Raw genomic sequence first — 25,853 nt, forward strand, 5'->3', positions numbered from 1 at the left:
GACCCCGCGCGGGCCCCGAAGGGGGCGCCCACCGGCTCACCGGCCGGGGGCGCCCCCTTCGTCATGCCCTGGACCCACCGTCCCGCGGGACGAAGGGGATCAGCCGGCCAGGTGCCCCCACGTCGGGGAGAGGTCGGACCAGGCACCGACCGCGACCGCCCGGCCACCGTCGAGGACGACGACGCGGTCGGCCTGCTCGAGCGCCGCCCGCTTGGAGGTCGCACCGATGACCGTCGCTCCCCGCTCGCGCAGACCGCGCCACAGGTCGATCTCGGTCGTCGCGTCGAGTGCGGACGAGACGTCGTCGGCGAGGAGCAGCTCGGCCTCGGTCGCAAGTGCCCGGGCGAGCGCCAGACGCTGGACCTGGCCGCCCGACAGACGCACGCCGCGGTGGCCGACGAGCGAGTCGGGCCCGCCTGCGGCAGAGACGTCCTCGGTCAGCCGGGCGAGCGCGACCGGCGCGTCGAGGGGTCGCTCGTGCCCGAGCCGCACGTTGTCGGTGAAGGTCCCCGACAACACCCGGGGCACCTGGGCGACGTGCGCGACGCGACCCGGCCGCAGGGTCCGCTGGGGGTCGGTGACGGGGGAGCCGTTCCACAGCAGGTCGCCGCGGTGGTCGACGAGCCCGGCGAGCGAGGCGAGCAGGCTCGACTTGCCCGACCCGACCTGGCCGACGAGCAGGACGAGCTCACCGGCGTCGACGGTGAGGTCGATGTCGCTCGCGCCGACGGTGCCGTCGTCGTGGACGACGCTCAGCCCGCGCAGCTCGAGGCGCCGCAGGGGCTCGCGCTCCCCGGTGACCGGCAGGGGAGCGGTGCCCTCGACGAGGTCGACGCCCGCGGGTAGGTCCATGAGGTCGACGCCGCCGGCGAAGCGGGCCGTCTCGACCTGCCAGGCCCGGGTGCCGGGTGCCTCGGTGACGACCATGCTGGCGACGCGGCCGAACCAGTCGAAGCCGGCCACGGCGCCGGACACGAGGATCGCCGTCCCGAGGCCCCAGCCGCCGGCGACGTGGATCCACCACGTCGCGACGATGCCGCCCTGGACCATGACGAGCGGCACGGCGTCCAGCACGGCCTGGACCCGGTGCTCCTTGACGGCGGCCTCGACGCGTCCGCCGTCGACCTCGCGCAGGTGGCGACGGACGAAGGGGGTGGCCGCCGCCAGCTTGACCGTGCGGACCGACTCCAGGGCAGAGACGACCGCGCGGCCGAAGCGGGCGCGGGCCAGTGACGCCGCCGCGGCGGAGCGGCCGGCGACCGGACGGCCGAGGCTCGCGGCCAGCGCCGAGCTGATCATGACGGTCAGCAGGACGGCGCCGGCGACCCACGTGCCGGCGAGCACGGCCGTGACGGCCGCGATGACCAGGCCGTTGATGAAGTCGACCCACCGGTCGGCGTAGCGCGCGTACCGGTCGGCGTCCATCGACCGGGCGACGACCTCACCCGGGGGTATGCGCGGCAGCCGCTCCGCGCGCGTCTGACCGACGAGCACCGCCATGCGGGTGCGGAGCATGACCTCGATCCACCACAGCGGGTAGCGGTAGAAGGCCTGCGCGGTGATGAAGGGGACGACGAGCAGGCAGGCGACGAGCACGGCGGCGAGCAGGGTCGGCGTCCGACCGGCCTGCAGCTCCTCGATCGCGCGGCCCCACACGAGCCCGGTGATCGCACCCTGCGCCCCGAGCAGCGACAGCAGGAGGAAGCAGGCCGCCCCGGCGATGCCCCACGCCGGCTTGACCAGCAGTGCGTGCGTGATGCCCCGGGCCAGCGACGGACCGTCGCCGACCTCGGGCAGGTCCGGCGGGGTGGTGGTGCGCCGTCGGCCGCCGACGGGGTCGAGGTCGGCGTGGTCGACGTCGTGGTCGCCGGCGGACCCCGCGGCCGGAGGGAGGTCGGTCGCCGACTCCGCCCGGCTGTCGACGAGGAGGGTGCGGAAGGGGCCGGGTGCCTGCGCCAGGTCGGTGCGCCGGCCCTGCTGGATGACCCGGCCGCGGTCGAGGACGACGACGTGCGGTGCCCGCTCGATGGTGTTGAGCCGGTGGGCGATGAGGATGCCGGTGCGGCCGAGCAGCAGCCGGTCGGCGGCGGAGACCACCCGCCGCTCGGTGAGCGGGTCCATGCGGGCGGTGGCCTCGTCGAGCACGACGACGCGCACGTCGCGCACGAGCAGCCGGGCGAAGGCGACGAGCTGCTCCTCGCCGGCGGACAGGGTCGTGCCGCCGGGGCCGAGGAGGGTGTCGAGACCGTCGGGCAGCCCGTCGACCCAGTCACCGAGCCCGAGCTCGACGACGGCCGCCCGGAGGTCCGAGCGCGGGGTGTCGTCGAAGAGGGCGATGTTGTCCGCGAGGGTCCCGGAGATGATCTCGGTGCGCTGGGTGACGACGCCGACCTCGGTCCGCAGCAGCTGCAGGTCGATGTCGCGCACGTCGACGCCGCCGACGAAGACGCTGCCGCGGGGCGGCTCGATGGCCCGGGAGACGAAGGACGCGAGCGTCGACTTGCCGGACCCGGTGCGCCCGACGAGGGCGACGGTCTCGCCGGCCGGGCAGCTGAAGGTCACGTCGCGCAGCGCGAAGCTGCCCTCCGCGTAGGAGAAGTCCAGGCCGCGCACCTCGACCGTGAGCTCGGCCCCCTCGGGCACGGGCGCGCCACCCTGCGGCTCGGGCTCGACGGCGAGCATCTGCCGCAGGCGGATCACCGCACCCAGTCCCGCCTGCAGGTCGGGGAGCTGGTGAGAGAGCATCGTGATCAGCCCGACGAAGCTCGAGGTGACGATGAAGAGCGTGACGAGCTCGCCGACCGACAGGGAGCCGCGGACCGAGAGGGCGATGCCGGCGACGCCGATGCCCGCGAGGAGCCCGTGCAGGAGCAGGCCGGCGCGGCGGGCGAGCCGGCTCTCGATCTCGAGGACGCTGGCGAAGCGCGCGTGGACGGCCGCGGTCAGCGTCGCGAGCCGCTGGACCATGTGCGCCTGCCCGAGGCTCGTGCGCAGGTCGTCGCGACCCGCGATGCCCTCCTCGAGCGCGCTCGCGTGGTCCGTCCAGGCCATCTCCTCGACGACCTTGCGACGGGAGATCTCGCCGAGCAGCGGGCGCACCGCGGCGCCCGTCACGAGCCCCAGCAGGGGGAAGAGCAGCCACGCGGGCCACCACGTGAGGCCCGCGACGACCCACATCGGGATGACGGAGAAGGCGGTCCGCGCGAACATCCACACCTGCCACCTCATGAGGTTGCCGACCTCGTGGGTGTCGTCGTCGACCCGGTCGAGGATCTCGCCGGCCGCCTGCTCCGAGAGGGTCGCGACGGGCTGGGCGAGCGCGGCGTCGAGCAGGTCGTCGCGCAGCACCCCCTCGGCCCGGTCGGACAGGCCGACCCAGACGACCTTGCCGATGTTGTCGACGAGCGCGCCACCGACGACGAGGAGCGCGAGCAGCTGCACGAGGCCGGTCGTCGGGTCCTCGGCGAGGCGACCGATGACGACCGTGCCGAGGGTGATGAGGACGGCGGCGGTCGCCGAGCAGGCCAGGGCGAAGCCGGCGGCGGGCGAGCTCATGCGTCGCCAGTCGACGGTGCGCTCCGGCGGGGTCGACTCGGTGGTCGTGGGGGGCGGCGTGGCGGTCCGCTCGAGGGTCTGCGTCATGACCTGTCAAGGCTATGTCCACCCACCGACACGCGCCTCCGATTTTCCCTGGGACCCGGTGACGACGACCCACGTCTGCCAGCCGAACCTCGAGACGCGCGTCCAGGTGGTGGACATGGCGTATCGGTACGGGACCCGGGCGGCGTACCGTCGCACGATCGGTGCCACACCCGGCGCCACCCCCTTCGCACCACCGGCACCCCACCCACGTCGTGCCCGACCGGACCCACCCGCACGTACGAGGAGCCGACATGAGCGACGACGCAGCCGAGGCCCGCCGGGCCCTGCAGGAGAGCCTGGACCGCCGCGACAGCGGCGAGTGAGCCAGCCCACGAACCACTGACCGCCCCTCCCGCGCCGTGCGGGCAGGGGCGGTCTGCATGTGAGACGCGGTATCACTGCCCGGACCGGCGAACTACCGTGGGGTCATGCCTGAGCTGCGTTCCCGAACCACCACCCACGGTCGCAACATGGCCGGTGCCCGTGCCCTCTGGCGCGCGACCGGCATGGGCGAAGGGGACTTCGGCAAGCCGATCGTCGCGATCGCCAACTCCTTCACCCAGTTCGTCCCGGGGCACGTCCACCTCAAGGACATGGGCCAGCTCGTCGCCGGCGCCATCGAGGAGGCCGGGGGAGTGGGCAAGGAGTTCAACACCATCGCCGTCGACGACGGCATCGCGATGGGCCACCACGGCATGCTCTACTCGCTGCCGAGCCGCGAGGTCATCGCCGACTCGATCGAGTACATGGTGAACGCGCACTGCGCCGACGCGCTCGTGTGCATCTCCAACTGCGACAAGATCACGCCGGGCATGCTCCTGGCCGCGCTGCGCCTGAACATCCCGACGGTCTTCGTCTCCGGCGGCCCGATGGAGGCCGGCAAGGCGATCATCGGTGACGACGGCGAGACGTACACCCGGCTCGACCTCGTCGACGCGATGGTCAAGGCCGTGGACGACAACGTCTCCGACGAGGAGATCACCGCGATCGAGCAGGCCGCCTGCCCGACGTGCGGGTCCTGCTCGGGCATGTTCACCGCCAACTCGATGAACTGCCTCACCGAGGCGCTCGGTCTCTCCCTCCCCGGCAACGGCTCGACGCTCGCCACGGCCAGCGCCCGGCGGGACCTCTTCCTCGACGCGGGCAAGCTCGTCGTCGACCTGTGCCGCGACTACTACGACGGCGACGACGAGTCGGTCCTGCCGCGCTCGATCGCGACCAAGCCGGCCTTCGCCAACGCGATGCGCCTGGACATCGCCATGGGCGGCTCGACCAACACGATCCTCCACCTGCTCGCAGCGGCGCAGGAGGCGGAGGTCGACTTCGACCAGCACGACATCGACGCGCTCTCGCGGGTCACCCCGTGCCTGGTCAAGGTCGCGCCCAACAGCGGCGACTACTACATGGAGGACGTGCACCGTGCCGGCGGCATCCCTGCGATCCTCGGCGAGCTGCACCGCGGCGGCATGCTCGACGCGGGCGTGCGCTCGGTGCACAGCCGCGACCTCGACTCCTGGCTGTCCGACTGGGACATCCGCTCCGGCGCGACGTCGGCCAAGGCCACCGAGCTCTTCCACGCGGCGCCCGGCGGCGTGCGCACGACCCAGGCCTTCTCGTCGACCAACCGGTGGTCCTCCCTCGACCGGGATGCGGAGACCGGGTGCATCCGCTCCGTCGAGCACGCCTACACGAGCGAAGGGGGACTGGCCGTCCTCCACGGCAACCTCGCGCCCGACGGCTGCATCGTCAAGACCGCCGGCGTGCCCGAGCACCAGTGGAACTTCGCCGGCCCGGCACGCGTCGCCGAGTCGCAGGAGGCGGCGGTCGAGATGATCCTGTCCAAGCAGGTGCAGGAGGGCGAGGTCGTCGTCATCCGCTACGAGGGCCCCAAGGGCGGCCCCGGCATGCAGGAGATGCTCTACCCGACCTCCTACCTCAAGGGCACCGGCCTCGGCCCGAAGTGCGCCCTGATCACCGACGGGCGCTTCTCCGGCGGCTCGTCCGGCCTGTCCATCGGCCACGTCTCCCCGGAGGCCGCCTCCGGTGGCGCGATCGGCCTGGTCAAGGACGGCGATGTCATCGAGTTCGACATCCCGGGTCGTCGGGTCAACCTCCTCGTCGACGACGAGGAGCTCGCCCGCCGCCGCACCGAGCAGGACGCGAAGGGGTGGGCCCCGGTCGACCGCGAACGTCCCGTCTCCCCGGCGCTGAAGATCTTCGCGAAGTTCGCTCAGTCCGCCGACAAGGGCGCCGCGCGCAAGGTCGACTGAGACGTCCGCATGGCGGGACGTGAGGTTCACATGTCGGGACGGCCGCATAGCCTGACCGCATGACCGACGCGCAGACCAAGAGCTTTGACATCGCCGTCATCGGCGGCGACGGGATCGGCCCCGAGGTGGTCGCGGAGGGCTTGAAGGTTCTCGGCGCCACCGGGGTCGACATCTGCACCACGGAGTACGACCTGGGCGCCGCCCGCTGGCACCGCACCGGCGAGACCCTGCCCGACTCCGTCGTGGACGAGCTGCGCGGCCACGACGGCATCCTGCTCGGCGCCATCGGCGACCCGACCGTCCCCTCCGGTGTCCTCGAGCGCGGCGTGCTGCTCCCCCTTCGTTTTGCGCTCGACCACTACGTCAACCTGCGCCCGGCCAAGCTCTTCCCGGGTGTGCAGAGCCCGCTCGCGGAGCACGTGACGAGCAAGGGGCTCGACTTCGTCGTCGTCCGCGAGGGCACCGAGGGCCCGTACGTCGGCAACGGCGGCGCGCTGCGCGTCGGCACCCCGCACGAGATCGCGACCGAGGTCAGCGTCAACACCCGCTTCGGCGTGGAGCGGGTCGTCCGCGACGCCTTTGCCCGCGCCCAGGCCCGGCCGCGCAAGCACCTGACGCTCGTCCACAAGCACAACGTGCTCGTCAACGCCGGCCACCTGTGGCGCCGCACCGTCGACGAGGTCGGCGCGGAGTTCCCCGATGTCGAGACCGCCTACCAGCACGTCGACGCCGCGACGATCTTCCTCGCGACCGACCCGGCGCGCTTCGACGTCATCGTCACCGACAACCTCTTCGGCGACATCATCACCGACATCGCCGCGGCCGTCGCCGGCGGCATCGGCCTGGCCGCGAGCGGCAACATCAACCCCACCCGCGAGGCCCCGAGCATGTTCGAGCCGGTCCACGGCTCGGCCCCGGACATCGCCGGCCAGGGCAAGGCCGACCCCACCGCCGCGATCCTCTCCGCCGCGATGCTGCTCGACCACCTCGGTCTCGCCGAGGACGCCCAGCGGCTCGAGGCGGCCGTGGCCGCCGACCTCGCCGAGCGCTCGGGCGAGCGGTCGACCAGCGCGATCGGTGACGCGGTGGCCGGCCGGCTCTGAGGCCTCCCTCCCGGGGGGTAGCCTGCAACACACCAGACCCCCGAGGAGACGTGCCACCGATGACCGCTGAGCTGACCTTCACGACCACCCGCAGCGAAGCCCCCCTTCCCGACGCCGAGCGCGAGGCGGTCCTCGCGAACCCGGGGTTCGGGTCCACCTTCACCGACCACATGGTCACCGCGACGTGGACGAAGGGGGAGGGCTGGCACACCGGTGAGGTGCGGCCCTTCGGGCCCCTCCGGATCAGCCCGGCCGCGGCCGTCCTGCACTACGCGCAGGAGGTCTTCGAGGGCATGAAGGCCTACCGTCACGCGGACGGCTCTGTGTGGACCTTCCGGCCCGACCGCAACGCCGCGCGCATGGCGCGCAGCTGCGAGCGCCTCGCGCTGCCCGTGCTGCCGCAGGAGGACTTCATCGGGGCCATCACGGCGCTCGTCGAGATCGACGAGGCGTGGGTGCCGGCCGCCGACAGCGGCGAGATGAGCCTCTACCTGCGCCCCTTCATGTTCGCCTCCGAGGCCTTCCTCGGCGTGCGCCCCGCCAACGAGGTGACCTTCTCGGTCATCGCCAGCCCCGCGGGTGCCTACTTCGCGGGCGGCCTCAAGCCGGTCAACCTCTGGCTGAGTCGTGACTACGCGCGCGCCGGCGCGGGCGGCACCGGCGCCGCCAAGTGCGGGGGCAACTACGCCTCCTCGCTCGCCGGCCAGCTCGAGGGCCAGGCGCAGGGCTGCGACCAGGTCGTCTTCCTCGACTCCTCGACGCAGACGTACATCGAGGAGCTCGGCGGGATGAACCTCTTCTTCGTCACCCGGGACGGCCGTCTGCGCACCCCCGCGCTCACCGGCTCGATCCTCGAGGGCGTCACCCGCGACTCGATCCTGGCGATCGCTCCCGACCTCGGCCTGACCCCCGAGGAGGCGCGCATCGGCATCGACGAGTGGACCGAGGGCGTCGCCTCCGGCGAGATCACCGAGGTCTTCGCGTGCGGCACCGCCGCGGTCATCACCCCCGTGGGCGAGCTGCGCTGGGCCGGTGGCTCGGCCCCGTCCACGGCCGGCGAAGGGGGCGGGGAGTACACCCGCAGGATCCGCCAGGCCCTCCTCGACATCCAGTACGGCCGCGCGGAGGACACGCGTGGCTGGATGACCCGGCTGGTCTGAGCGGCACGCTCGCCGACCCCCCTCGGCCACCGATCCCCGTGACCCCGCGCCTCATCGCCACCGACCTCGACGGCACCCTGCTGCGCAGTGACGGGAGCGTGTCGGCACGCTCGGTCGACGCCCTTCGTGCCGTCGCCGACGCGGGCCTCGAGACGGTCCTGGTCACCGCCCGGCCGCCGCGCTGGCTCGACGAGCTCGCGCACGTCGTCGGGGCTCGGGGCGTGGCGCTCTGCGGCAATGGCGCCTTCCGCTACGACGTCGCGGAGCGGCGGATCTTCGGGGTGCGCTCGATCCCGCGGGATGTCGTCACCGAGATCGTGCACGACCTGCGCGAGCAGCTGCCCGGGACCGGCTTCGCCGCCGAGCGGCACACGGGGCTGGCCGCCGAGAGCATGTTCGCCGCGATCCACGACCACCCCGAGGACCTCGTGACGACGCCCTCGATCGAGCTGCTCACGGACGCCTCCGTCGGCAAGCTGCTCGCGCGCAACCCGCACCTCAGCGACGAGGAGTTCATCGCCGTCGTCACCGAGGTCGTGGGGGACCGGGCGATCGTCGCCTTCTCCGGGGCAGGCGGGCTCGCCGAGATCTCCGCGGCGGGGGTGACCAAGGCGGCTGCGCTCGCCGGGTGGTGCGCCGAGCTCGGGATCGACGCGGCCGACGTCTGGGCCTTCGGCGACATGCCCAACGACCTGCCGATGCTCACGTGGGCGGGGCGCTCCTTCGCCGTGGCCAACGCGCACGAGGAGGTGCTGGCCGTCGCGACCGATCGCGTGCCGACCAACGACGAGGACGGCGTCGCGGTCACCCTCGAAGGGCTCCTCGCCCGGCTCGCCTGACGGCACCGCGATCCCATCATGCGGACGTCGGGTGATGCCTCGCGGCGGTGGTGCCAAGGTGATCGGGTGATGCTGCAGATGACGACCCGGGCTGCCACCGCGGCCGAGCTCATTATCTAGGCGCGACGAGCCACCTGCTCGTCGCGCGGACCTCCCACACCCGGGGGGTCTTTTGCATTTGTCGGGCAGGGAACGGCAGACGCAGACGGGTCCGGAGCACACCCCAGCCACGGACGGGCGCGACGAGCAGGTGTCACACTGCCGCGGGAGGCGAGTGCCTCCCCTTCGTCCCGAGCGAGAGACCCACCATGCACGGCTTCCACGTCTACGACACGACCATGCGCGACGGTGCCCAGCAGGAGGGCATCAACCTGTCCGTCGTCGACAAGCTGGCGATCGCCCGTCACCTCGACGACCTCGGCGTCACCCACATCGAAGGGGGTTGGCCCGGCGCCAACCCCAACGACACCGAGTTCTTCGCCCGCGCGCGCACCGAGCTGCAGCTGCACACCGCGACCCTCGCGGCCTTCGGCGCCACCCGTCGGGCCGGCGGGTCCGCCGCCAGCGACCCGCAGGTGCAGGCGCTGCTCGACTCGGGCGCCGAGGTCATCACCCTCGTGGCCAAGATGCACCCCGGCCACGTCGAGCGTGCGCTGCGGACCACCCGCGAGGAGAACCTCGCGATGATCACCGACACCGTGACCCACCTGCGCGAGCAGGGCCGCACGGTGATCGTCGACGGCGAGCACTTCTTCGACGGCTACCACCTCGACCGCGACTACGCGCTGGCCTGCGTGCGCGCCGCCCACGAGGCCGGGGCCGAGGTCGTCGCGGTGTGCGACACCAACGGCGGGATGCTGCCCGGGCAGGTCCGCGACGCGGTCGCGGACGTCATCGCCGCCACCGGCGCGCGCCTCGGGGTCCACTGCCACAACGACACCGGCTGCGCCGTCGCCAACACCATGGCCGCCGTCGAGGCGGGCGCCGACCACGTGCAGGGCACGGTCAACGCCTACGGCGAGCGGACCGGCAACGCCGACCTCATCACCGTCGTCGCCAACCTCCAGCTCAAGCTCGGCATGGACCTCGTCGAGCCGCACCGCCTCCAGGACGCGACCCGCATCGCGCACGCGGTGAGCGAGGTGACCAACTTCCCGCACTTCTCCCGGCAGCCGTACGTGGGGTCGGGAGCCTTCGCGCACAAGGCCGGGCTGCACGCGAGCGCGATCAAGGTCGACCCCGACCTCTACCAGCACATCGAGCCCAAGGACGTCGGCAACGACATGCGCATGCTCGTCTCCGACATGGCCGGGCGCGCGACCGTGGAGCTGAAGAGCCGCGAGTTCGGCGTCGACCTCTCCGGTGACGACGACGCCCTGACCCGGGTCCTGGCGCGGGTCAAGGCACTCGAGCAGCAGGGGTACACCTTCGACGCGGCCGACGCGAGCTTCGAGCTGCTGCTGCGCCGCGAGCTCGAGGAGGACGCCCCGGAGTACGCGCAGATCGAGTCCTGGCGGATCATGATCGACGCCCGTGGCGGCGCCGACGCGCTGTCCGAGGCGACGGTCAAGGCCGTCGCCGGTGGGCAGCGGCTCGTGGCGACGGGGGAGGGCAACGGCCCGGTCAACGCGCTCGACCAGGGACTGCGGCAGGCCCTCTCGGTCGTCTACCCGGAGCTCGAGGGCATCGAGCTCATCGACTACAAGGTGCGCATCCTCGACGCCGCGCACGGCACCGACGCCACGACCCGCGTGCTCATCGAGCACAGCGACGAGCACACCTCGTGGACGACCGTCGGCGTCGCGCCCAACATCGTCGAGGCCTCGTGGTCGGCGCTCCTCGACGGCGTCACCTACGGGCTGATGCGGGCCGGGGTGCCCGTGCGCTGACGCGCTCGAGACTCGGGTGATGGCCGCTATCCACGTCGGATAGGGCCCATCACCCGAGTCTCGCGGGCGCTCAGGCGCCGGCCACGTGACCGAAGCGGTGACGGGTGGTGCTCACCGCCTGCTCCCGGACGAAGGGGAGGAGCTCGCGTCGTCCCGTCGCCAGGACCTCGCCGGTGATGACGTCGACGCCCGCGGCGACGAGCTCGTCGACGAGCGTGGCCGGCACGCCGCCGACCGCCCGGACCCGGGCGTCCGCGGCGCGGGAGGCACGGGCGAGGTGGGCAGCGTCGGTCTCGGTGACGACCTGCACGTGCCCGATGCTGCTCGGCAGCCCGGCGGCGGTGTCCGCCGAGACGAGGACGTGGGCGCCGGTCAGGGTGGCCGCGGCGACGAGGCGCAGGACCTCGACGACGCGGGTCTGCGCGCCGGCGCGCACGAGCACCTGCGGGTGCGGCCGGTAGCGGAAGACATTGCTCTCGACGACGAGGGCGCTCTCGTCGTGCTCGACGCCGAGCTCCTGGGCCCACGCGGCCGCGTCGCTCGCGACCGCCGCCTCGAGCCAGGTCCGCTCGACCTCGGTGACCCGCTCGCCGAGCGAGGCCAGCTGCGCGTCGACGGTCGCACGGACCGCGGAGGTGACGGCGCCTCCCTTCGTCGGCAGGCCGTGGGCCGACCACGTCCCGAGCTGGGCGACGTAGTTGGGGCCACCCGCCTTGGCGCCGGGGCCGATCGAGCTGGCCTTCCAGCCGCCGAAGGACTGGCGACGCACGATGGCGCCGGTGATGTGCCGGTTGACGTAGGCGTTGCCCACGGCGACCGCGTCGGTCCAGTGCGCGATCTCCCCCTCGTCGAGGCTGTGCAGACCGCCGGTGAGACCGAAGTCCGTCGCGTTCTGCAGCTCGATCGCCTCGTCGAGCGAGTCGGCGCGCATGAGGCCGAGCACCGGGCCGAAGACCTCGGTGAGGTGGAAGAAGGAGCCGGGGCGCACGCCGTCCTTGACGCCGGGCGACCACAGGCGACCGGTGTCGTCGAGCTGCCGGGGCTCGACGAGCCAGCTCTCGCCGGGCTCGAGCGTGGTGAGCGCGCGGCGCAGCTTGCCGCTCGGCTCCTCGATGACCGGGCCCATGCGGGTGCCGAGGTCGACCGGCCAGCCGACGGCGATCGACTCGACGGCGTCGACGAGCTGGCGGCGGAAGCGCTCGGAGGTGGCCACCGACCCGACGAGGATGCCGAGCGAGGCGGCGGAGCACTTCTGGCCGGCGTGGCCGAAGGCGGACGAGACGAGATCCGCGACGGCGAGGTCGAGGTCGGCGGACGGGGTGACGACGAGCGCGTTCTTGCCCGAGGTCTCACCCAGGACACGGGCGCCGTGCTCGCGGCCGGCGCGCCACCCGGCGAAGAGCCGCGCGGTCTCGCTGGCCCCGGTGAGGACGACCGCGTCGACCCCCGGGTGGGAGACGAGGTGCTGGCCGACCTCGTCCTCCTCGGTGCGCACGACCTGCAGGACGTCGCGGGGGATGCCGGCGGCGTGGAGCGCGTCGACGGTCGCCTCCACGCAGACCGGGGTCTGCGGGGCGGGCTTGATGACGACGGCGGACCCGGCGGCGAGCGCGGCGAGGACGCCGCCGATCGGGATGGCGACGGGGAAGTTCCACGGCGGCGTGACGAGCGTCAGCGCGAAGGGGGTGAAGCGCGCGCCGTCCGCCATCGCCCCGTCGGCCAGCTCGAGCGCGCGGTCGGCGTAGTAGCGGGCGAAGTCGGCGGCCTCGGAGATCTCCGGGTCGGCCTCGGCGACCGTCTTGCCGGCCTCGGCGGCCATGACGGCGAGCAGCTCCTCGCGCCGGGCGTCGATCTCCCGAGCGGCACGGCGCAGGAGGTCTGCCCGCTCGGCGGCCGGGCGGGCGGCCCAGGCAGCGTGCGCGTCCCGGCCGGTGGCGACGACCTCGTCGACGGCGGCGACGCTGCCGAGGTGCGGGGAGGTCGGCTCGGGGCGCGAGGCGGCGACGGCGCGGGCGGCCCACTCGCGGTTGGCGGGCAGCGCCGGGTCGGAGTCGGGGGTGTTGGCGAAGACGTCGCCGATCGGCCGGCGCTCGGCGGAGCGACGCGGCCCGACGGGTGTGGACCCGATGGCCTCGACGCTGGCCCGGAAGCGCGCCTCCTGGTCGGGCATGGCCCCCGGGTCGTCCGCGAAGGAGGCGTGGAGGTAGTTCTCCGGCGAGGCGGTCTCCTCGAGGCGGCGCACGAGGTAGGACACGGCGGCGTCGAAGTCCTTGGGGGCGACGACCGGCGTGTAGAGGACCACGGTGCCGACCTCGTCGCGGACCGCGCGGGCCTGCGCGGGGGACATGCCCTGGAGCATCTCCACGTCGAGCGCGTCCTGGACGCCGCGGTGCTGCGCGAGCAGGTGCGCCGCGGCGACGTCGTAGAGGTTGTGCGAGGCGACACCCAGGCGCAGGGCGCCGGCGAGCTCGGGGCGCAACGCCCGCTCGATGCAGCGCAGGTAGTTGGCGTCGACGTCGGCCTTGGTCGTGTAGGGCGCCTGCTTCCAGCCGTGCAGGACGGCCTCGACGCGCTCCATGGCGAGGTTGGCACCCTTGACGAGCCGGACCTTGATCGGGGCGCCGCCGGCGTCGCGGCGCGCGGTCGCGAACTCGATGAGGCGCTCGAGCGCGGGGAGGGCATCTGGCAGGTACGCCTGCAGGACGATGCCGGCCTCGAGGTCGTGGAACTGCGGCTCGGACAGGAGGGCCATGAAGACCTCCATCGTCATCTCGAGGTCGCGGTACTCCTCCATGTCGAGGTTGACGAAGGCGTGCGGCGTCGACGCGCGGGCGGTCTCGTAGAGGGGGCGCAGGCGCGTCAGGCAGCGCTCGACGGTGCCGGCGGTGTCCCAGGTGCTGATCTGGCTGACGAGCGAGGAGACCTTGATCGAGGCGTAGTCGACGTCGGGACGCTGGAGGATCTCGCGGGTGCGCTCGGTGCGGGACGCGGCCTCGCCCTCACCGAGGACGGCCTCCCCGAGCAGGTTGATGTTGAGGCGGAACCCGTCCTCGCGGGCGGCCGCGAGGTGCTTGCCCAGCTTGGGGTCGCGGGCGTCGACGATGAGGTGGCCGACCATCTGCTTCATGCGGGCGCGGGCGGCGGGGACGACGACCTGGGGCGCGATCCTGGCCGCGCGGGCGCCGAGGCCGAGGAGGCTGCGGTCGAGGGTGCCGAGGAAGGACGACGCGTCGGACGCGGTGATCCGGTTGAGCGCGGTCGCGGCGACCGTGTTGTCCTCGGGGCGGGCGACGCGGTCGACGAAGAAGACGGCCAGGTCGAGGCCGGCGTGGTCGGAGAGCAGGGCGGCCAGCTGGCCGGTCGTCTGCGCCTCGCGCCGGGTCTCCCCGGCCTCCGCGGCGGCGGACCAGCGCTCGGCGAGCGTGATGGCGTCCTCGACGAAGGGGGCGAAGGCGGCGGTGGCCGGGTCGGTCTGCGCAGGGGTGGTCTTCATGCTCTCGACGGTAGGACGCGCGTGGGGTCGTCGCCACCGACGGATGTCTGTGCAGCAGTCCGCTCCGTCATACATCTGTCTGATCGGCACCGGCGGGGCATGAGCGGGCGGTCGGCGGGTAGGGCCGGGGCATGGTCCCACCCACACGACAGGTCGCCCTCGTCGCCGGAGCCTCGCGCGGGCTCGGCCTGCTCATCAGCGCCGAGCTGGCCGCCCGCGGGTACCGCGTCCACGGCTGCGCCCGCGACCGAGTCGAGCTCGACCGGGCCGAGCGGCTCGTCGCGCAGGGCCGGGTCGGACCGTCGGCACAGGGCACCGGGTCCTTCGTAGGTGAGGTCTGCGACGTGACCGACGCCGAGGCCGTCGAGGCCTGGGTGGGGCGGGTGCTCCGCGACGAGGGCCGCGTCGACGTCGCCATCCACGTGGCCGGCATCATCCAGGTGGGTCCGCTCGAGTCGACGACGCTCGGCCACTTCCGGGCCGCGATCGACACCATGCTCATGGGCCCGGTGCACCTGTGCCTCGCCGTCGTGCCCACGATGCTCTCGGCGGGATCGGGCCGGATCGGGGTGGTGAGCTCCGTCGGCGGTGTCGTCGCGGTGCCCCACCTGCTGCCGTACTCCGTCGCGAAGTTCGGCGCGACCGCCCTCACCGAGGGACTTCGGTCGGAGCTCAGCGGCACCGGCGTCACGGCCACGACGATCGTCCCGGGCCTGATGCGCACGGGTGGCCACGTGCACGCGCAGTTCGTCGGGGACGCGGCCAAGGACTACGCGTGGTTCGCCCCGGGCGCCTCGATGCCGCTGCTCTCGGTCTCCGGGCCACGAGCCGCCCGACGGATCGTCGACGCCGTGCTCGCCGGGCGCTCGCAGGTCGAGCTGACGCCCCTCACCTGGGTGGGCCGGCGGGTCCACGGGGTCGCGCCGGGGACGACCTCCCGCCTGCTCGGCCTCGTGGCGCGGCTGCTCCCGCACGGTCGGCAGGACGGCCCGTCGATGAGCCGGGACGCGGACCACGTGGTCGGTGCCCGCGCCCGACTCGAGCTGGGGTCGAGGGTCGTCGACGCGCTCAGCGTCCTCGGTGACCGCGCGGCCCGCCGGCACAACGAGGTCCCGCCGCACGAGGCGGACCGGGCCGGCTGACGGCCGCCGGTGCCGGGGCCCCCGCGGGCATACATTTGTCTGATGGCCGATGTGCAGGACCTCGTCGACGAGGCGTCCGCGATCCTCCTCGCCCCCGTGACCCTGGAGGACCGGCGCTTCCGGCTGCTCGCCTTCGCCGCCCACGCCGACGACGCCGACAGCGTGCGGGTGGAGACCGTGATGTCGCGCGGGGCGCACCCCCGCACGCGCGAGTGGTTCGAGAGCTTCGGCATCGCCCGGGCCACCGGGCCGGTGCGCATCCCCGCCGACGCCGAGCGGGGCACGGCCGCCCGCCTGTGCCTGCCGGCCCGCTGGCACGGGGTCGTCCAGGGCTACCTCTGGGCGGTCGAGCCGCCGGACGGGCTGTCGCCCGAGCGGGTGCGGGCCGCGGAGGTCGTCGCCGACCGCGCGGGGGAGCAGCTCGCCCGGCTGGCCTCCCGCCGTCGGGAGACCGAGCGACTGGTCCTCGACCTGCTCGACGCGGGCCCCAAGGCCCGCAGCGGTCCCGCGCGCGAGCTCGCCGACGAGCTGGCCGTCGACCCGGGCACCCACGCCTCCGTCGTCGTCCTCGGCGCGGCGCCCGGGGTGCGGCTGCGCGCCGACGAGGTCCACGGACCCGGCGGGTTGCCCCGCCGCATCGGCGTCGCCGAGCGCTCCGGCGACCTCGTCCTCGTCGTCCCCGCCGTCACGGAGACCGAGGTGCACGACGCGGCCGAGTCGGCCCTGACCGCGCTCGGCCGCATCACCGACGCGCACGTGGTGGCGGGGGTGGGGGAGCTCGTCCCGCTCACCGCCGTGTCCGGCTCGCTGCGGGAGGCGCGCGCCGCCCTTCGCGTCGTGCGTCCGATGTCCCCCGAGGGCGATCGTCCGCCAGCAGGCGCGCGCGTGCACCCGTGGGCCTCGCTCGGCATCGAGCGGCTGCTCGGCACCACGGCCGGCGACGACCTGCTGGACGCCGCCCGCACCCCCGCCGTGGCCGAGCTCCTCGCCGCAGCACCGGAGCTCGTCGAGACCGCGTGGATTCACCTCGAGGAGGCGGGGTCGATCGCGGCGACGTCACGCAGGCTCGGGCTGCACCGGCAGAGCGTCTACGCCCGGCTGCGCCGGGTCGAGGCAGTGACCGGGCTCGACCTCTCCCGGGGCCGGGACCGGCTCGAGCTGCACCTCGGTCTGCTCGTGCTGGGGCGCGGTGCTCAGTCCTCCCGCACCGGGCGCGTCACGACCCGTTCGGCCAGCTGGTAGGCGGCGGTGAGTGCCGCGACGGCGATCGTGACGTGGAGCAGCAGGGCCAGCGCGACGCCGGCGATCATGCCCGCGGCGCGGAACCGGCCCCACAGCAGCCCGAGCAGCAGCGGGACGACGACCGCGCCGATCGCACCCGTGACCAGTTCGACCCACCACGGGCGGTCGCCCATCCAGGGGACGCCGCCGATGACCGGGACCCTGAGGTCGAAGAGGTCCAGGGTCGCGACGACCCCGAGCAGGGCGGTGAGCAGGAGCGTGCCCGCGGCGGTGATCCGCCAGCGCCAGAGCTCGCCCGCGGGCCAGCGCGTGTGCCTGTCCTGGAAGAAGGTGCCGAGCGTCACCGCGGTCCACATGAGCCACCGTCGGATGAGACCGGTCCCGGTGTCCGCCATGGCCGACCGGAAGACGAGGTCCGCGTGCTCGCGGTCGATGTCGACGCCAGGAGCGGCCGCGTACTCGCCGCGGACGAGGCCGTCGTGCAGCAGTGCAGCGGGCAGATGCCGGCCGGTCCGCGGCACGAGCCAGAGGAAGATCGAGGGCACCGACGTCAGGTCGGTGGTGAAGCCTGCCGTGTCGACCGGCACGAGCAGCTGCCCGAGCTCGCGGTCGCGGTAGCCGAGCCGACGGACCATGCGGAACTCGTCGACCGCCATGTCGAGCGTGCGCTCGAGGACGATGAGCGGGGGAGACGTGGGGTCCGGGGGCCCACCGGGGACCCCGCCGTCGTAGAACCGCCGAGGCTGGGTCTGCAAGGGCGTGTCCATGCCCCCAGCGTGGCAGCCACCGGGGCCAGGAGGCGGCATTCCCCTAGGGCAATGCAGGGTCCAGCAGGTCCGTGACGGCCAGCAGCCGCCGGCGAAGGGAGTTCGAGGTCACCATCAGCTCCCGCTGGCGGGCGACGTACTGCGCCTTGCCCTCGGTCGTCTCGATGGCGACCGGGTCGAGCCCGAGGCCGGACAGGTCGTAGGGGGAGGCCTGCATGTCCAGGCGCCGCACCCGCAGGGCGTGCCGGAAGGCGTCGAGCGTCAGCCCGGACGGCACCGCCGGTGCGAGCTTGAAGCACCACTTGTAGAGGTCCATCCCCGCGTGCAGGCAGGCCGGCTGCTCGTGGTCGGCCTGGTCCTCCCGTGTCGGACGAAGGGAGTTGCGCCCCACCGCGTCCGGGGTGAAGAAGCGGTACGCGTCGTGGTGGCTGCACCGGATCCGGTGGCCCTCGACGACGGCGTCCGTCTCCGCCTGACCGAGGCGAAGGGGGAGCTGCTCGTGCCGTTGCTCGCCCGGCTGCAGCCGGTAGACCATCGCCCACTCGTGCAACCCGAAGCAGTCGTGGGTGCCCGGACGCGACAAGGTCGCGCCGACCAGGTCCCGGACGAAGGCGAGGGTCCGCCCCCTTCGCGCGACGAGGTCGTCGACGTCCAGGCGCACCGACCCTCTCTCGTCGACGACGTAGCCGGACCTGCCCGCGTACGCCTCCGCGGCGTCCTCGAGGAGCACACCCGGCCCGGGGTGCCACCGCCGCAGCTGCGCCGGACGGTGCGCGTAGTACTCGAAGAGGAAGTCGTCGACGGCGTGCCGCTCGCCGCGGCCGCGGCGCTCGCGGTGGCCGGCGGTCAGCTCGTCGACCGCTGCCTCGTGGGCGCGGGCGCGGGCGGTCCACTCCGCGCGCGCCAGGGTCGTCTCGATCACCGGGACAGGGTAGGTCCCGGCGGTGCCACCTGCCTGCGGGTGCTGTGCTCGGGCTCCCGGCCCCGGTGCCCCCGCGCGTCGTCGTCGCCTAGGGTGGCCCCGTGCGCATCGCGAGATACACCGAAGGTGACGACCCCGTCTACGGGCTCGTCGACGCAGACGGCCAGAAGATCGCCGAGGTGAGCGGCGACCCGCTCTACCAGCGGATCGAGCTGACCGGGAAGACCACGACGGTCGACGAGGTGCGCCTGCTCGCGCCCGTCATCCCGCGCAGCAAGATCATCGGTATCGGGCGCAACTACGCCGACCACGCCGCCGAGATGGGCAACGCGGTGCCCGACGAGCCGATGATGTTCCTCGTGCCCAACACCGCCGTCGTGGGCCCGGGCGACCCGGTCGTCATCCCGACGGAGCTCACCTCGGAGGTCTCCTTCGAGGGCGAGCTCGCGGTGATCATCGGGCGGATGTGCAAGGACATCGAGCCCGAGGAGGCCAAGAAGGTCATCTTCGGCTACACGATCGCCAACGACGTGACCGCGCGCGACCTGCAGCGCGGCGACGGGCAGTGGGCCCGGGCCAAGGGCATGGACACCTTCTGCCCGCTCGGCCCGTGGATCGAGACCGACCTCGACCCGCAGGACGTCTCGATCACCACCCTGCGTGACGGCGAGGTCGCCCAGGACGGGCACAGCTCCGACATGGTCCACGGGGTGGCGGCGCTCATCAGCCACTGCTCCAAGTCCTTCACGCTGCTGCCCGGCGACGTCATCCTCACCGGCACCCCGGCCGGCGTCGGTCGGGTCACCCCCGGCCAGCGGATCGACATCGAGATCGACGCCATCGGCACGCTGTCCAACCCCTTCGTCGCCTCCGAGTGACTCGGGCCTGACGTGGACGTCGCCCGGTCGGTCCCGCTCTTCGTCCTCGCGGCGCTGCTCGAGATCGGCGGGGCCTGGCTGGTCTGGCAGGGCCTGCGCGAGCACCGTGGGTGGGTGTGGGTCGGCGCCGGCGTCGTCGCGCTCGGCCTCTACGGGGCCGTCGCGACCCTGCAGCCGGACGCCGCCTTCGGGCGGATCCTCGCCGCGTACGGCGGGGTCTTCGTCGCCGGCTCGCTGCTCTGGGGCATGGTCGTCGACGGCTTCCGCCCGGACCGCTTCGACGTCGCCGGCGCCCTGCTCTGCCTCGTCGGCGTCGCCGTGATCATGTACGCCCCGCGCTCCGCCTGAGCTGCACCGCCTGAGCCGCACCGCACCGCCCGGCGGCGCCCCCTTCGTCCTGGCCGGTCGCACGCCGACGTGACGGCGATACGATCGGCCCATCATGAGCACCCCCGCAGACACCCCCACGCCCGCCTCCGCCCCACGCCTGCGCGTCGCCCCGTCGCCGACCGGCGACCCGCACGTCGGCACCGCCTACATGGCGCTGTTCAACCTCGCCTTCGCGCGGCGGCAGGGCGGTTCCTTCGTCCTGCGCATCGAGGACACCGACCGGGCGCGGTTCAACGAGACGAGCGAGCAGCAGCTCTACGACACCCTCGGGTGGCTCGACCTGCGCTGGGACGAGGGGCCGGACGTCGGCGGCCCGTACGCGCCGTACCGGCAGAGCGAGCGGCTGGAGACCTACCGGCCGTACGTCGACAGGCTCGTCGAGGACGGCCACGCCTACCACTGCTGGTGCTCCACCGAGCGCCTCACCGCGATGCGCGAGAAGCAGCAGAAGCTCAAGCTGCCCACCGGCTACGACCGTCTCTGCGTCGGCAAGACCAAGGAGGAGCGGGCCGAGCTCGAGGGCTTCAACGACACGCCCGTCGTTCGCATGCTCGTGCCCGACGACGCACCCACCACCTTCGAGGACGTCATCCGCGGGACCGTGTCCGCGCCGCGGCCGGACGACCAGGTGATCCTCAAGGCCGACGGCTTCCCGACGTACCACCTGGCCGTCGTCGTCGACGACCACGAGATGGGCATCACCCACGTCGTGCGCGGCGAGGAGTGGATCTCCTCCACGCCCAAGCACGTGCTGCTGTACCGGTGGCTCGGCCTGGAGCCGCCGAAGTTCGCGCACATGCCGCTGCTGCGCAACACCAACAAGTCGAAGATCTCCAAGCGCAAGAACCCCGAGGCGCGCCTCACGTGGTTCCAGGAGCAGGGTTACCTGCCCGAGGCAGTCGTCAACTTCCTCGGCCTGCTGGCCTACCCGCCGGCGAAGGGGGAGGACGGCCAGGACGTCGAGAAGTTCACCTTCGAGGAGTTCGCCCGCGACTTCGCCTGGAGCAAGGTCAACACGGTCGGCCCGATCTTCGACCTCAAGAAGCTCGAGTGGCTGAACGGCGCGTGGATCCGCGACCTCGAGCTCGGTGACTTCACCTCGCGACTGCTGCCGTACCTGCAGGCCGACGGCGTGCTCGGCGACAACCCGTCGCTGGGGGAGCTCGCCCGGCTGAAGTCCGTCGCCGAGCTCATCCAGACGCGCATCGCGCTGCTCACCGAGGCATCCGCGCTCGTACGGCCCTTCTACACCGCCGACGACGAGCTGCAGATCGACGAGGACGCGCGCGCCGGCCTCAAGGGCGACGCCGGCCAGGTGCTCGAGGCTGCCATCACGGCGCTGCAGGGCCTGCACGTGCCCGCGGGCGTCCTCTCGCAGGAGAACCGCGACGCGAACGAGTGGCACGCCGAGCGGATCGAGGCCACGCTGCGCGAGGCGATCGTCGAGGGCATGGGCATCAAGCCGCGCCTCGCCTTCGGCCCGCTGCGCACGGCCGTCTCGGGTGCGCGGATCAGCCCGCCGCTCTTCGAGTCGATGGAGATCCTGGGCCAGTCCTCGACGCTGGCGCGGCTGCGCTCGCTGCGGGATGCGCTGGCCTGAGTGACGATTTGGGGTCACACGGGTTGACGGGTAACATCGTCACTCGGTTCACAGGCCGCGCGGAGTTCGCTCCGAAGGGTCAGTGATACCCCCTTGGGGTATGGTGTAATTGGCAACACGGCTGATTCTGGTTCAGTTGTTCTAGGTTCGAGTCCTGGTACCCCAGCGCTGAGAGCGGTCCGCCGCTCGATTTCGGAAAGAGCCCCCTTCGGGTTAAGGTTCTCTCCGTTGCCCAGCCGGCCCGCCGGTCCGGGAAGCACACATGGCCCCGTTGTGTAGTGGCCTAGCACGCCGCCCTCTCAAGGCGGTAGCGCGGGTTCGAATCCCGTCGGGGCTACATCGGTCGAAGGCCCCCGCTCGTCAGAGCGGGGGCCTTCGTCGTGCCCGGGGGCAGGGACGAGGACGAAGGGGGGCGCTCCCCCCTTCGTCACTCGGTGTCGCGGTCGGCGGCCTCGGCGGCCCGGGCGTGCTTCTCGAGAACCTCGGTCAGCTTGTTGGCGCCGGCGATGACGGTCGCGGCGTGCAGGCGGCCGGGCTGGCGCGAGAGGCGCTCGATCGGGCCGGAGATGGACACGGCGGCGATGACGCGGCCGCTGGGGGAGCGGACGGGGGCCGAGACGGAGGCCACGCCGGGCTCGCGCTCGCCCACGCTCTGCGCCCAACCCCGGCGGCGCACGGCCGAGAGCATCGTCGCGGTGAAGGCGGCGTCCTGCAGGCCCCGGTGGAGCCGGTCGGGCTCCTCCCACGCGAGCAGGACCTGGGCGGCCGAGCCGGCGTGCATCGACAGGGTGGCACCGACGGGGATGGAGTCACGCAGGCCGACCGGGCGCTCGGCGGCGAAGACGCAGACCCGGTGCTCGCCCTGGCGGCGGAAGAGCTGCGCCGACTCGTTGGTGTGGTCGCGCAGGGCGCCGAGGACCGGGTTGGCGGCGACGAGGAGCTTGTCCTCGCCGGCGGAGGCGGCCAGCTCACCCAGGCGCGGGCCGAGGACGAAGCGTCCCTGCATGTCGCGTGCGACGAGTCGGTGGTGCTCGAGGGCGACCGCGAGCCGATGTGCCGTGGGGCGTGCCAGACCGGTGGCCGCGACGAGCTGGGCGAGGGTCGAGGGACCCGCTTCGAGAGCGCCCAGCACGACGGCGGCCTTGTCCAGAACGCCAACTCCGCTACCGTTGTCCATGGAGTGATACTGACATCTCATGTCGTGAGACGCAAGATCCGGGCAGCCCACGACGTGGAAATGTCGTCGTCAACACACCGTGCACACACCGTGGCACCACGCATGGATGGGAATGAGACAGATGGCAGGAACGCTGGCCGAGAAGGTCTGGGACGCGCACGTCGTCCGCCGCGCCGAGGGGGAGCCCGACCTCCTCTACATCGACCTGCACCTCCTCCACGAGGTGACGAGCCCGCAGGCCTTCGAGGGTCTGCGCCTGGCCGGCCGGCCCGTCCGTCGCCCCGACCTCACCCTCGCGACCGAGGACCACAACGTCCCGACGACGCCCGGACCGATCACCGACCCGGTGAGCAAGATCCAGGTCGAGACGCTGCGTGACAACTGCGCCGAGTTCGGCGTGCGCCTCTACCCGATGGGCGACGCCGAGCAGGGCATCGTCCACGTCGTCGGCCCCCAGCTGGGCCTGACCCAGCCCGGCACGACGGTCGTCTGCGGCGACAGTCACACGAGCACCCACGGTGCCTTCGGCGCGCTCGCCTTCGGCATCGGCACGAGCGAGGTCGAGCACGTCCTCGCCACGCAGACGCTCTCGCTCAACCCCTTCAAGACCATGGCGATCAACGTGCGCGGGCACCTCCAGCCCGGCGTGACGGCCAAGGACGTCATCCTCGCCGTCATCGCGAAGATCGGCACCGGCGGCGGTCAGGGCTACGTGCTCGAGTACCGCGGCGAGGCCATCGAGGCGCTCTCGATGGAGGCGCGCATGACGGTGTGCAACATGTCGATCGAGGCCGGCGCCCGCGCCGGCATGATCGCCCCGGACGAGACCACCTTCGAGTACCTCAGGGGTCGCGACCACGCGCCGACCGGCGCCGACTGGGACGCCGCCGTCGAGGCCTGGCGCGCGCTGCGCAGCGACGACGACGCGGTCTTCGACGCCGAGGTCGACATCGACGCCTCGACGCTCACCCCCTTCGTCACCTGGGGCACCAACCCCGGCCAGGGCTCCCCGCTGGCCGAGGCCGTGCCGGACCCGGCAGCGATGGCCGACGAGAACGAGCGCGCCACCGCCACCAAGGCGCTCGAGTACATGGGCCTCACCGCCGGCACCCCGCTGCGCGAGGTCGCCGTCGACACCGTCTTCGTCGGCTCCTGCACCAACGGCCGCATCGAGGACCTGCGCGCCGCCGCCGAGGTCATCAAGGGCCGGCACGTCGCCGAGTCCGTGCGCATGCTCGTCGTGCCCGGCTCCGCCCGCGTGCGCCTGCAGGCCGAGGCCGAGGGCCTGGACAAGGTCTTCACCGACGCCGGTGCCGAGTGGCGCCTGCCCGGCTGCTCGATGTGCCTCGGCATGAACCCCGACACCCTCGCCCCCGGCGAGCGCTCCGCGTCGACGAGCAACCGCAACTTCGAGGGCCGGCAGGGCAAGGGCGGACGCACCCACCTCGTCAGCCCGCTCGTCGCGGCGGCGACCGCCGTGCGCGGCACGCTCTCCAGCCCCGCGGACCTGACGTCCGCGCCCGCGACCGACCAGCTCGAGACGGCCTGAGGAGCAGCCATGGAAGCCTTCACCACCCACACCGGCACCGGCGTCCCGCTGCGCCGCAGCAATGTCGACACCGACCAGATCATCCCCGCCGTCTACCTCAAGCGGGTCTCGCGCACCGGCTTCGAGGACGGCCTCTTCGCCGCCTGGCGGGGCGACGACACCTTCGTGCTCAACCAGCCGGCCTACCGCGACGGCTCCGTCCTCGTCGTCGGTCCCGACTTCGGCACGGGCTCCTCCCGCGAGCACGCCGTCTGGGCGCTCAAGGACTACGGGTTCCGCGTCGTCATCTCCTCGCGCTTCGCCGACATCTTCCGCGGCAACTCCGGCAAGCAGGGCCTGCTCGCCGCGCAGGTCAGCCAGGACGACGTCGAGCTGCTGTGGAAGTACCTCGAGAACACCCCCGGCGCCGAGATCACCGTCGACCTCACCGCCCGCACGGTCACCGCAGGTGACATCGTCTGCGCCTTCCACGTCGACGACTACACGCGCTGGCGCCTGCTCGAGGGCCTCGACGACATCGGCCTCACCCTGCGCCACGAGCAGGACATCACCGAGTACGAGTCCACGCGCCCGAGCTGGAAGCCGGTCACCCAGCCGAGCTGACCTCCCTTCGCGATCTCGTTGTCGCGCAAAGGTGCTCGCTCCGCGCCTCCCTCCCGCGCTCGTGACGGCCCGCGAACTCCCCTGTGCAGCATGCAAAGTGGCGAGGTCCAAAGGCTGCACCTGCACACCCGGCGCCTCTACCGTCGGAACAGGTCGGGTGTTTCGGCTTGGCCTCCCTGCCGGGGGACGACCGGTGACGGATCACTACGGGAGTGACACGTGAACAAGGCAGAACTGGTCAAGGCTCTCGAAGAGAGACTCGGTAGCCGCAAGGCCGCCCAGGAGGCACTCGAGGTCGTGCTCGACACGATCGTGCGGGAGGTCGCCAAGGGGGGCCGCGTCGCCATCACGGGATTCGGCACCTTCGAGAAGGCGGCCCGCGCGGCCCGTACCGGCCGCAACCCGCGCACCGGTGAGGTCGTCAAGATCAAGAAGACGTCCGTGCCGCGCTTCAAGGCCGGGACGAGCTTCAAGGGATATGTCGCCGACCCGCGCTCGCTCCCCAAGGCGGCGCCGGCCGCCGCCCGGGCCGCCGCCGGGACCGTCACCTCCGTCGCCGGCGCGATCGCGGACACCGCGATCCCGGGCCGGAAGCCGGCGAGGAAGACCACGACGACCACCGCCAAGAAGTCCGGCCCGGCGAAGAAGTCGACTCCGGCGAAGAAGACCGCGACGAAGTCCACGGCGAAGAAGGCCGCGCCGGCGAAGAAGTCCGCGGCGGCGAAGAAGGCCGCGACGAAGTCCACGGCGAAGAAGGCCGCGACGAAGTCGACGGCCACCAGCTCCACGCCCGCCAAGAAGACGACGGCGAAGAAGGCCACCGCCAAGAAGACGACGGCCAAGAAGACGACGTCGAGCGGCAGCTGACGCCACCACGGACGAAGGGGGGTCCCGCCACGTCGGCGGGGACCCCCTTCGCCCGTCCCCGGGTCAGGCGATCGTCTCGTCCTCGCCGATCCCGACGATCCACAGCCGGGTCACCTCGTCGGCCTCGACGGTGATGCTCACCCGCTGCCCGGCACGCAGCCACCGCAGTCCGCTGCGCGCGAAGACGGCCGCGTCGGCGTGGAGCCGGACGCCGTCGTCGGTGACCACGCTCGTGCCGTGGTCCGGGTCGTGGGAGAAGACAGTCGCTTGCACGGGGTCGAGGGTATCCGTGGCCTAGGGTGAGCACGGCTCACGAGAGA

20 protein-coding genes and 2 tRNA genes are annotated in these 25,853 nt (G+C 72.8%); 16 read left to right on the forward strand and 6 right to left on the reverse strand.

The genetic code is table 11. The features are described from left to right. Positions 1–99: 99 nt before the first annotated feature. Positions 100–3,642, reverse strand: a complete 3,543-nt coding sequence (locus V3C34_RS07570; protein WP_346008444.1) for an ABC transporter ATP-binding protein — start codon at positions 3,640–3,642, stop codon at positions 100–102. Between the two features lie 161 nt (positions 3,643–3,803). On the opposite strand from V3C34_RS07570, the gene V3C34_RS07575 reads away from it, so the two are divergent. The 6 genes from V3C34_RS07575 (at position 3,804) to cimA (ending at position 10,903) form a co-directional block, all read left to right on the forward strand. Beyond that, positions 3,804–3,965 carry a hypothetical protein gene (locus V3C34_RS07575; protein ID WP_169701922.1) on the forward strand — a complete coding sequence of 54 codons (162 nt, stop codon included), beginning with the start codon at positions 3,804–3,806 and terminating at the stop codon, positions 3,963–3,965. Between the two features lie 105 nt (positions 3,966–4,070). Continuing rightward, entirely contained in the window at positions 4,071–5,912 is a 1,842-nt protein-coding gene (gene ilvD, locus V3C34_RS07580; protein WP_082807553.1) for a dihydroxy-acid dehydratase, read from the forward strand. A gap of 59 nt (positions 5,913–5,971) precedes the next feature. Continuing rightward, a complete protein-coding gene (locus V3C34_RS07585) occupies positions 5,972–7,015 on the forward strand; it encodes a 3-isopropylmalate dehydrogenase (protein ID WP_346008445.1) in 1,044 nt (347 codons plus the stop codon). Positions 7,016–7,074: 59 nt separating this feature from the next. Further along, positions 7,075–8,175 carry a branched-chain amino acid aminotransferase gene (locus V3C34_RS07590; RefSeq protein ID WP_346008446.1) on the forward strand — a complete coding sequence of 367 codons (1,101 nt, stop codon included), beginning with the start codon at positions 7,075–7,077 and terminating at the stop codon, positions 8,173–8,175. Between the two features lie 38 nt (positions 8,176–8,213). Then, the gene (locus tag V3C34_RS07595) at positions 8,214–9,014 is read left to right on the forward strand and encodes an HAD family hydrolase (RefSeq protein ID WP_068422457.1); all 801 of its coding nucleotides are present in this window, start codon (positions 8,214–8,216) and stop codon (positions 9,012–9,014) included. 308 nt (positions 9,015–9,322) lie between these two features. Next, positions 9,323–10,903, forward strand: a complete 1,581-nt coding sequence (gene cimA / locus V3C34_RS07600; protein ID WP_068422454.1) for a citramalate synthase — start codon at positions 9,323–9,325, stop codon at positions 10,901–10,903. 70 nt (positions 10,904–10,973) lie between these two features. On the opposite strand, the gene V3C34_RS07605 is transcribed toward cimA, so the two are convergent. Next, positions 10,974–14,396 (reverse strand): bifunctional proline dehydrogenase/L-glutamate gamma-semialdehyde dehydrogenase, encoded by a 3,423-nt coding sequence (locus V3C34_RS07605; protein WP_346008447.1) that lies wholly within the window; start codon positions 14,394–14,396, stop codon positions 10,974–10,976. Positions 14,397–14,527: 131 nt separating this feature from the next. Between V3C34_RS07605 and V3C34_RS07610 the strand changes: the two genes are divergently transcribed. Both V3C34_RS07610 and V3C34_RS07615 read left to right on the forward strand, forming a co-directional pair. Then, on the forward strand, positions 14,528–15,538 hold the full coding sequence (locus tag V3C34_RS07610) for an SDR family NAD(P)-dependent oxidoreductase (protein ID WP_346008448.1): 1,011 nt from the start codon (positions 14,528–14,530) through the stop codon (positions 15,536–15,538). A 42-nt stretch (positions 15,539–15,580) separates the two neighbouring features. Next, positions 15,581–16,780 carry a helix-turn-helix domain-containing protein gene (locus tag V3C34_RS07615; protein ID WP_346008449.1) on the forward strand — a complete coding sequence of 400 codons (1,200 nt, stop codon included), beginning with the start codon at positions 15,581–15,583 and terminating at the stop codon, positions 16,778–16,780. Here V3C34_RS07615 and V3C34_RS07620 read toward each other — a convergent pair. Continuing rightward, positions 16,732–17,547 (reverse strand): DUF1353 domain-containing protein, encoded by an 816-nt coding sequence (locus V3C34_RS07620; protein WP_346008450.1) that lies wholly within the window; start codon positions 17,545–17,547, stop codon positions 16,732–16,734. The two genes, V3C34_RS07615 and V3C34_RS07620, sit on opposite strands and share 49 nt — an antisense overlap. Before the next feature lie 43 nt (positions 17,548–17,590). Then, positions 17,591–18,469 carry a 3-methyladenine DNA glycosylase gene (locus V3C34_RS07625; protein WP_346008451.1) on the reverse strand — a complete coding sequence of 293 codons (879 nt, stop codon included), beginning with the start codon at positions 18,467–18,469 and terminating at the stop codon, positions 17,591–17,593. A gap of 101 nt (positions 18,470–18,570) precedes the next feature. On the opposite strand from V3C34_RS07625, the gene V3C34_RS07630 reads away from it, so the two are divergent. The 5 genes from V3C34_RS07630 to V3C34_RS07650 all read left to right on the forward strand — a co-directional run bounded on the left by V3C34_RS07630 (position 18,571) and on the right by V3C34_RS07650 (position 21,674). Then, positions 18,571–19,347: a fumarylacetoacetate hydrolase family protein gene (locus tag V3C34_RS07630; protein ID WP_068325198.1), complete on the forward strand. Its 777-nt coding sequence runs from the start codon at positions 18,571–18,573 to the stop codon at positions 19,345–19,347. Between the two features lie 12 nt (positions 19,348–19,359). Further along, positions 19,360–19,695, forward strand: a complete 336-nt coding sequence (locus V3C34_RS07635; RefSeq protein WP_346008452.1) for a YnfA family protein — start codon at positions 19,360–19,362, stop codon at positions 19,693–19,695. A gap of 94 nt (positions 19,696–19,789) precedes the next feature. Next, positions 19,790–21,337: a glutamate--tRNA ligase gene (gene gltX / locus V3C34_RS07640; protein WP_346008453.1), complete on the forward strand. Its 1,548-nt coding sequence runs from the start codon at positions 19,790–19,792 to the stop codon at positions 21,335–21,337. Between the two features lie 94 nt (positions 21,338–21,431). Continuing rightward, a tRNA-Gln gene (locus V3C34_RS07645) sits at positions 21,432–21,503 on the forward strand. A gap of 98 nt (positions 21,504–21,601) precedes the next feature. Continuing rightward, positions 21,602–21,674 (forward strand) — tRNA-Glu (locus V3C34_RS07650). A gap of 90 nt (positions 21,675–21,764) precedes the next feature. Here V3C34_RS07650 and V3C34_RS07655 read toward each other — a convergent pair. Further along, on the reverse strand, positions 21,765–22,514 hold the full coding sequence (locus V3C34_RS07655) for an IclR family transcriptional regulator (protein WP_346008454.1): 750 nt from the start codon (positions 22,512–22,514) through the stop codon (positions 21,765–21,767). Between the two features lie 121 nt (positions 22,515–22,635). Between V3C34_RS07655 and leuC the strand changes: the two genes are divergently transcribed. The 3 genes from leuC (at position 22,636) to V3C34_RS07670 (ending at position 25,533) form a co-directional block, all read left to right on the forward strand. Continuing rightward, entirely contained in the window at positions 22,636–24,063 is a 1,428-nt protein-coding gene (leuC, locus tag V3C34_RS07660; protein WP_169701921.1) for a 3-isopropylmalate dehydratase large subunit, read from the forward strand. 9 nt (positions 24,064–24,072) lie between these two features. After that, positions 24,073–24,666 carry a 3-isopropylmalate dehydratase small subunit gene (gene leuD, locus V3C34_RS07665; RefSeq protein ID WP_068325193.1) on the forward strand — a complete coding sequence of 198 codons (594 nt, stop codon included), beginning with the start codon at positions 24,073–24,075 and terminating at the stop codon, positions 24,664–24,666. A 219-nt stretch (positions 24,667–24,885) separates the two neighbouring features. Next, complete coding sequence (locus tag V3C34_RS07670) at positions 24,886–25,533, forward strand: HU family DNA-binding protein (protein ID WP_338538423.1); 648 nt, start codon at positions 24,886–24,888, stop codon at positions 25,531–25,533. Positions 25,534–25,596: 63 nt separating this feature from the next. On the opposite strand, the gene V3C34_RS07675 is transcribed toward V3C34_RS07670, so the two are convergent. Further along, positions 25,597–25,806 carry a hypothetical protein gene (locus V3C34_RS07675; RefSeq protein WP_068325191.1) on the reverse strand — a complete coding sequence of 70 codons (210 nt, stop codon included), beginning with the start codon at positions 25,804–25,806 and terminating at the stop codon, positions 25,597–25,599. Positions 25,807–25,853: the final 47 nt, after the last annotated feature.

Origin of the sequence: Janibacter terrae, from assembly GCF_039636765.1 — a bacterium.
Lineage (GTDB): Bacteria > Actinomycetota > Actinomycetes > Actinomycetales > Dermatophilaceae > Janibacter > Janibacter terrae.

Excerpts from the sequence above, each read along its gene's own strand:
- cimA (WP_068422454.1), top strand. The coding sequence starts at position 9,323 with ATGCACGGCTTCCACGTCTACGACACGACCATGCGCGACGGTGCCCAG.
- V3C34_RS07615 (WP_346008449.1), top strand. The coding sequence starts at position 15,581 with ATGGCCGATGTGCAGGACCTCGTCGACGAGGCGTCCGCGATCCTCCTC.
- V3C34_RS07585 (WP_346008445.1), top strand. The coding sequence starts at position 5,972 with ATGACCGACGCGCAGACCAAGAGCTTTGACATCGCCGTCATCGGCGGC.
- V3C34_RS07570 (WP_346008444.1), bottom strand. The coding sequence starts at position 3,642 with ATGACGCAGACCCTCGAGCGGACCGCCACGCCGCCCCCCACGACCACC.
- gltX (WP_346008453.1), top strand. The coding sequence starts at position 19,790 with ATGAGCACCCCCGCAGACACCCCCACGCCCGCCTCCGCCCCACGCCTG.
- V3C34_RS07605 (WP_346008447.1), bottom strand. The coding sequence starts at position 14,396 with ATGAAGACCACCCCTGCGCAGACCGACCCGGCCACCGCCGCCTTCGCC.
- V3C34_RS07620 (WP_346008450.1), bottom strand. The coding sequence starts at position 17,547 with ATGGACACGCCCTTGCAGACCCAGCCTCGGCGGTTCTACGACGGCGGG.
- leuC (WP_169701921.1), top strand. The coding sequence starts at position 22,636 with ATGGCAGGAACGCTGGCCGAGAAGGTCTGGGACGCGCACGTCGTCCGC.
- V3C34_RS07610 (WP_346008448.1), top strand. The coding sequence starts at position 14,528 with ATGGTCCCACCCACACGACAGGTCGCCCTCGTCGCCGGAGCCTCGCGC.
- V3C34_RS07655 (WP_346008454.1), bottom strand. The coding sequence starts at position 22,514 with ATGGACAACGGTAGCGGAGTTGGCGTTCTGGACAAGGCCGCCGTCGTG.
- ilvD (WP_082807553.1), top strand. The coding sequence starts at position 4,071 with ATGCCTGAGCTGCGTTCCCGAACCACCACCCACGGTCGCAACATGGCC.
- V3C34_RS07590 (WP_346008446.1), top strand. The coding sequence starts at position 7,075 with ATGACCGCTGAGCTGACCTTCACGACCACCCGCAGCGAAGCCCCCCTT.
- leuD (WP_068325193.1), top strand. The coding sequence starts at position 24,073 with ATGGAAGCCTTCACCACCCACACCGGCACCGGCGTCCCGCTGCGCCGC.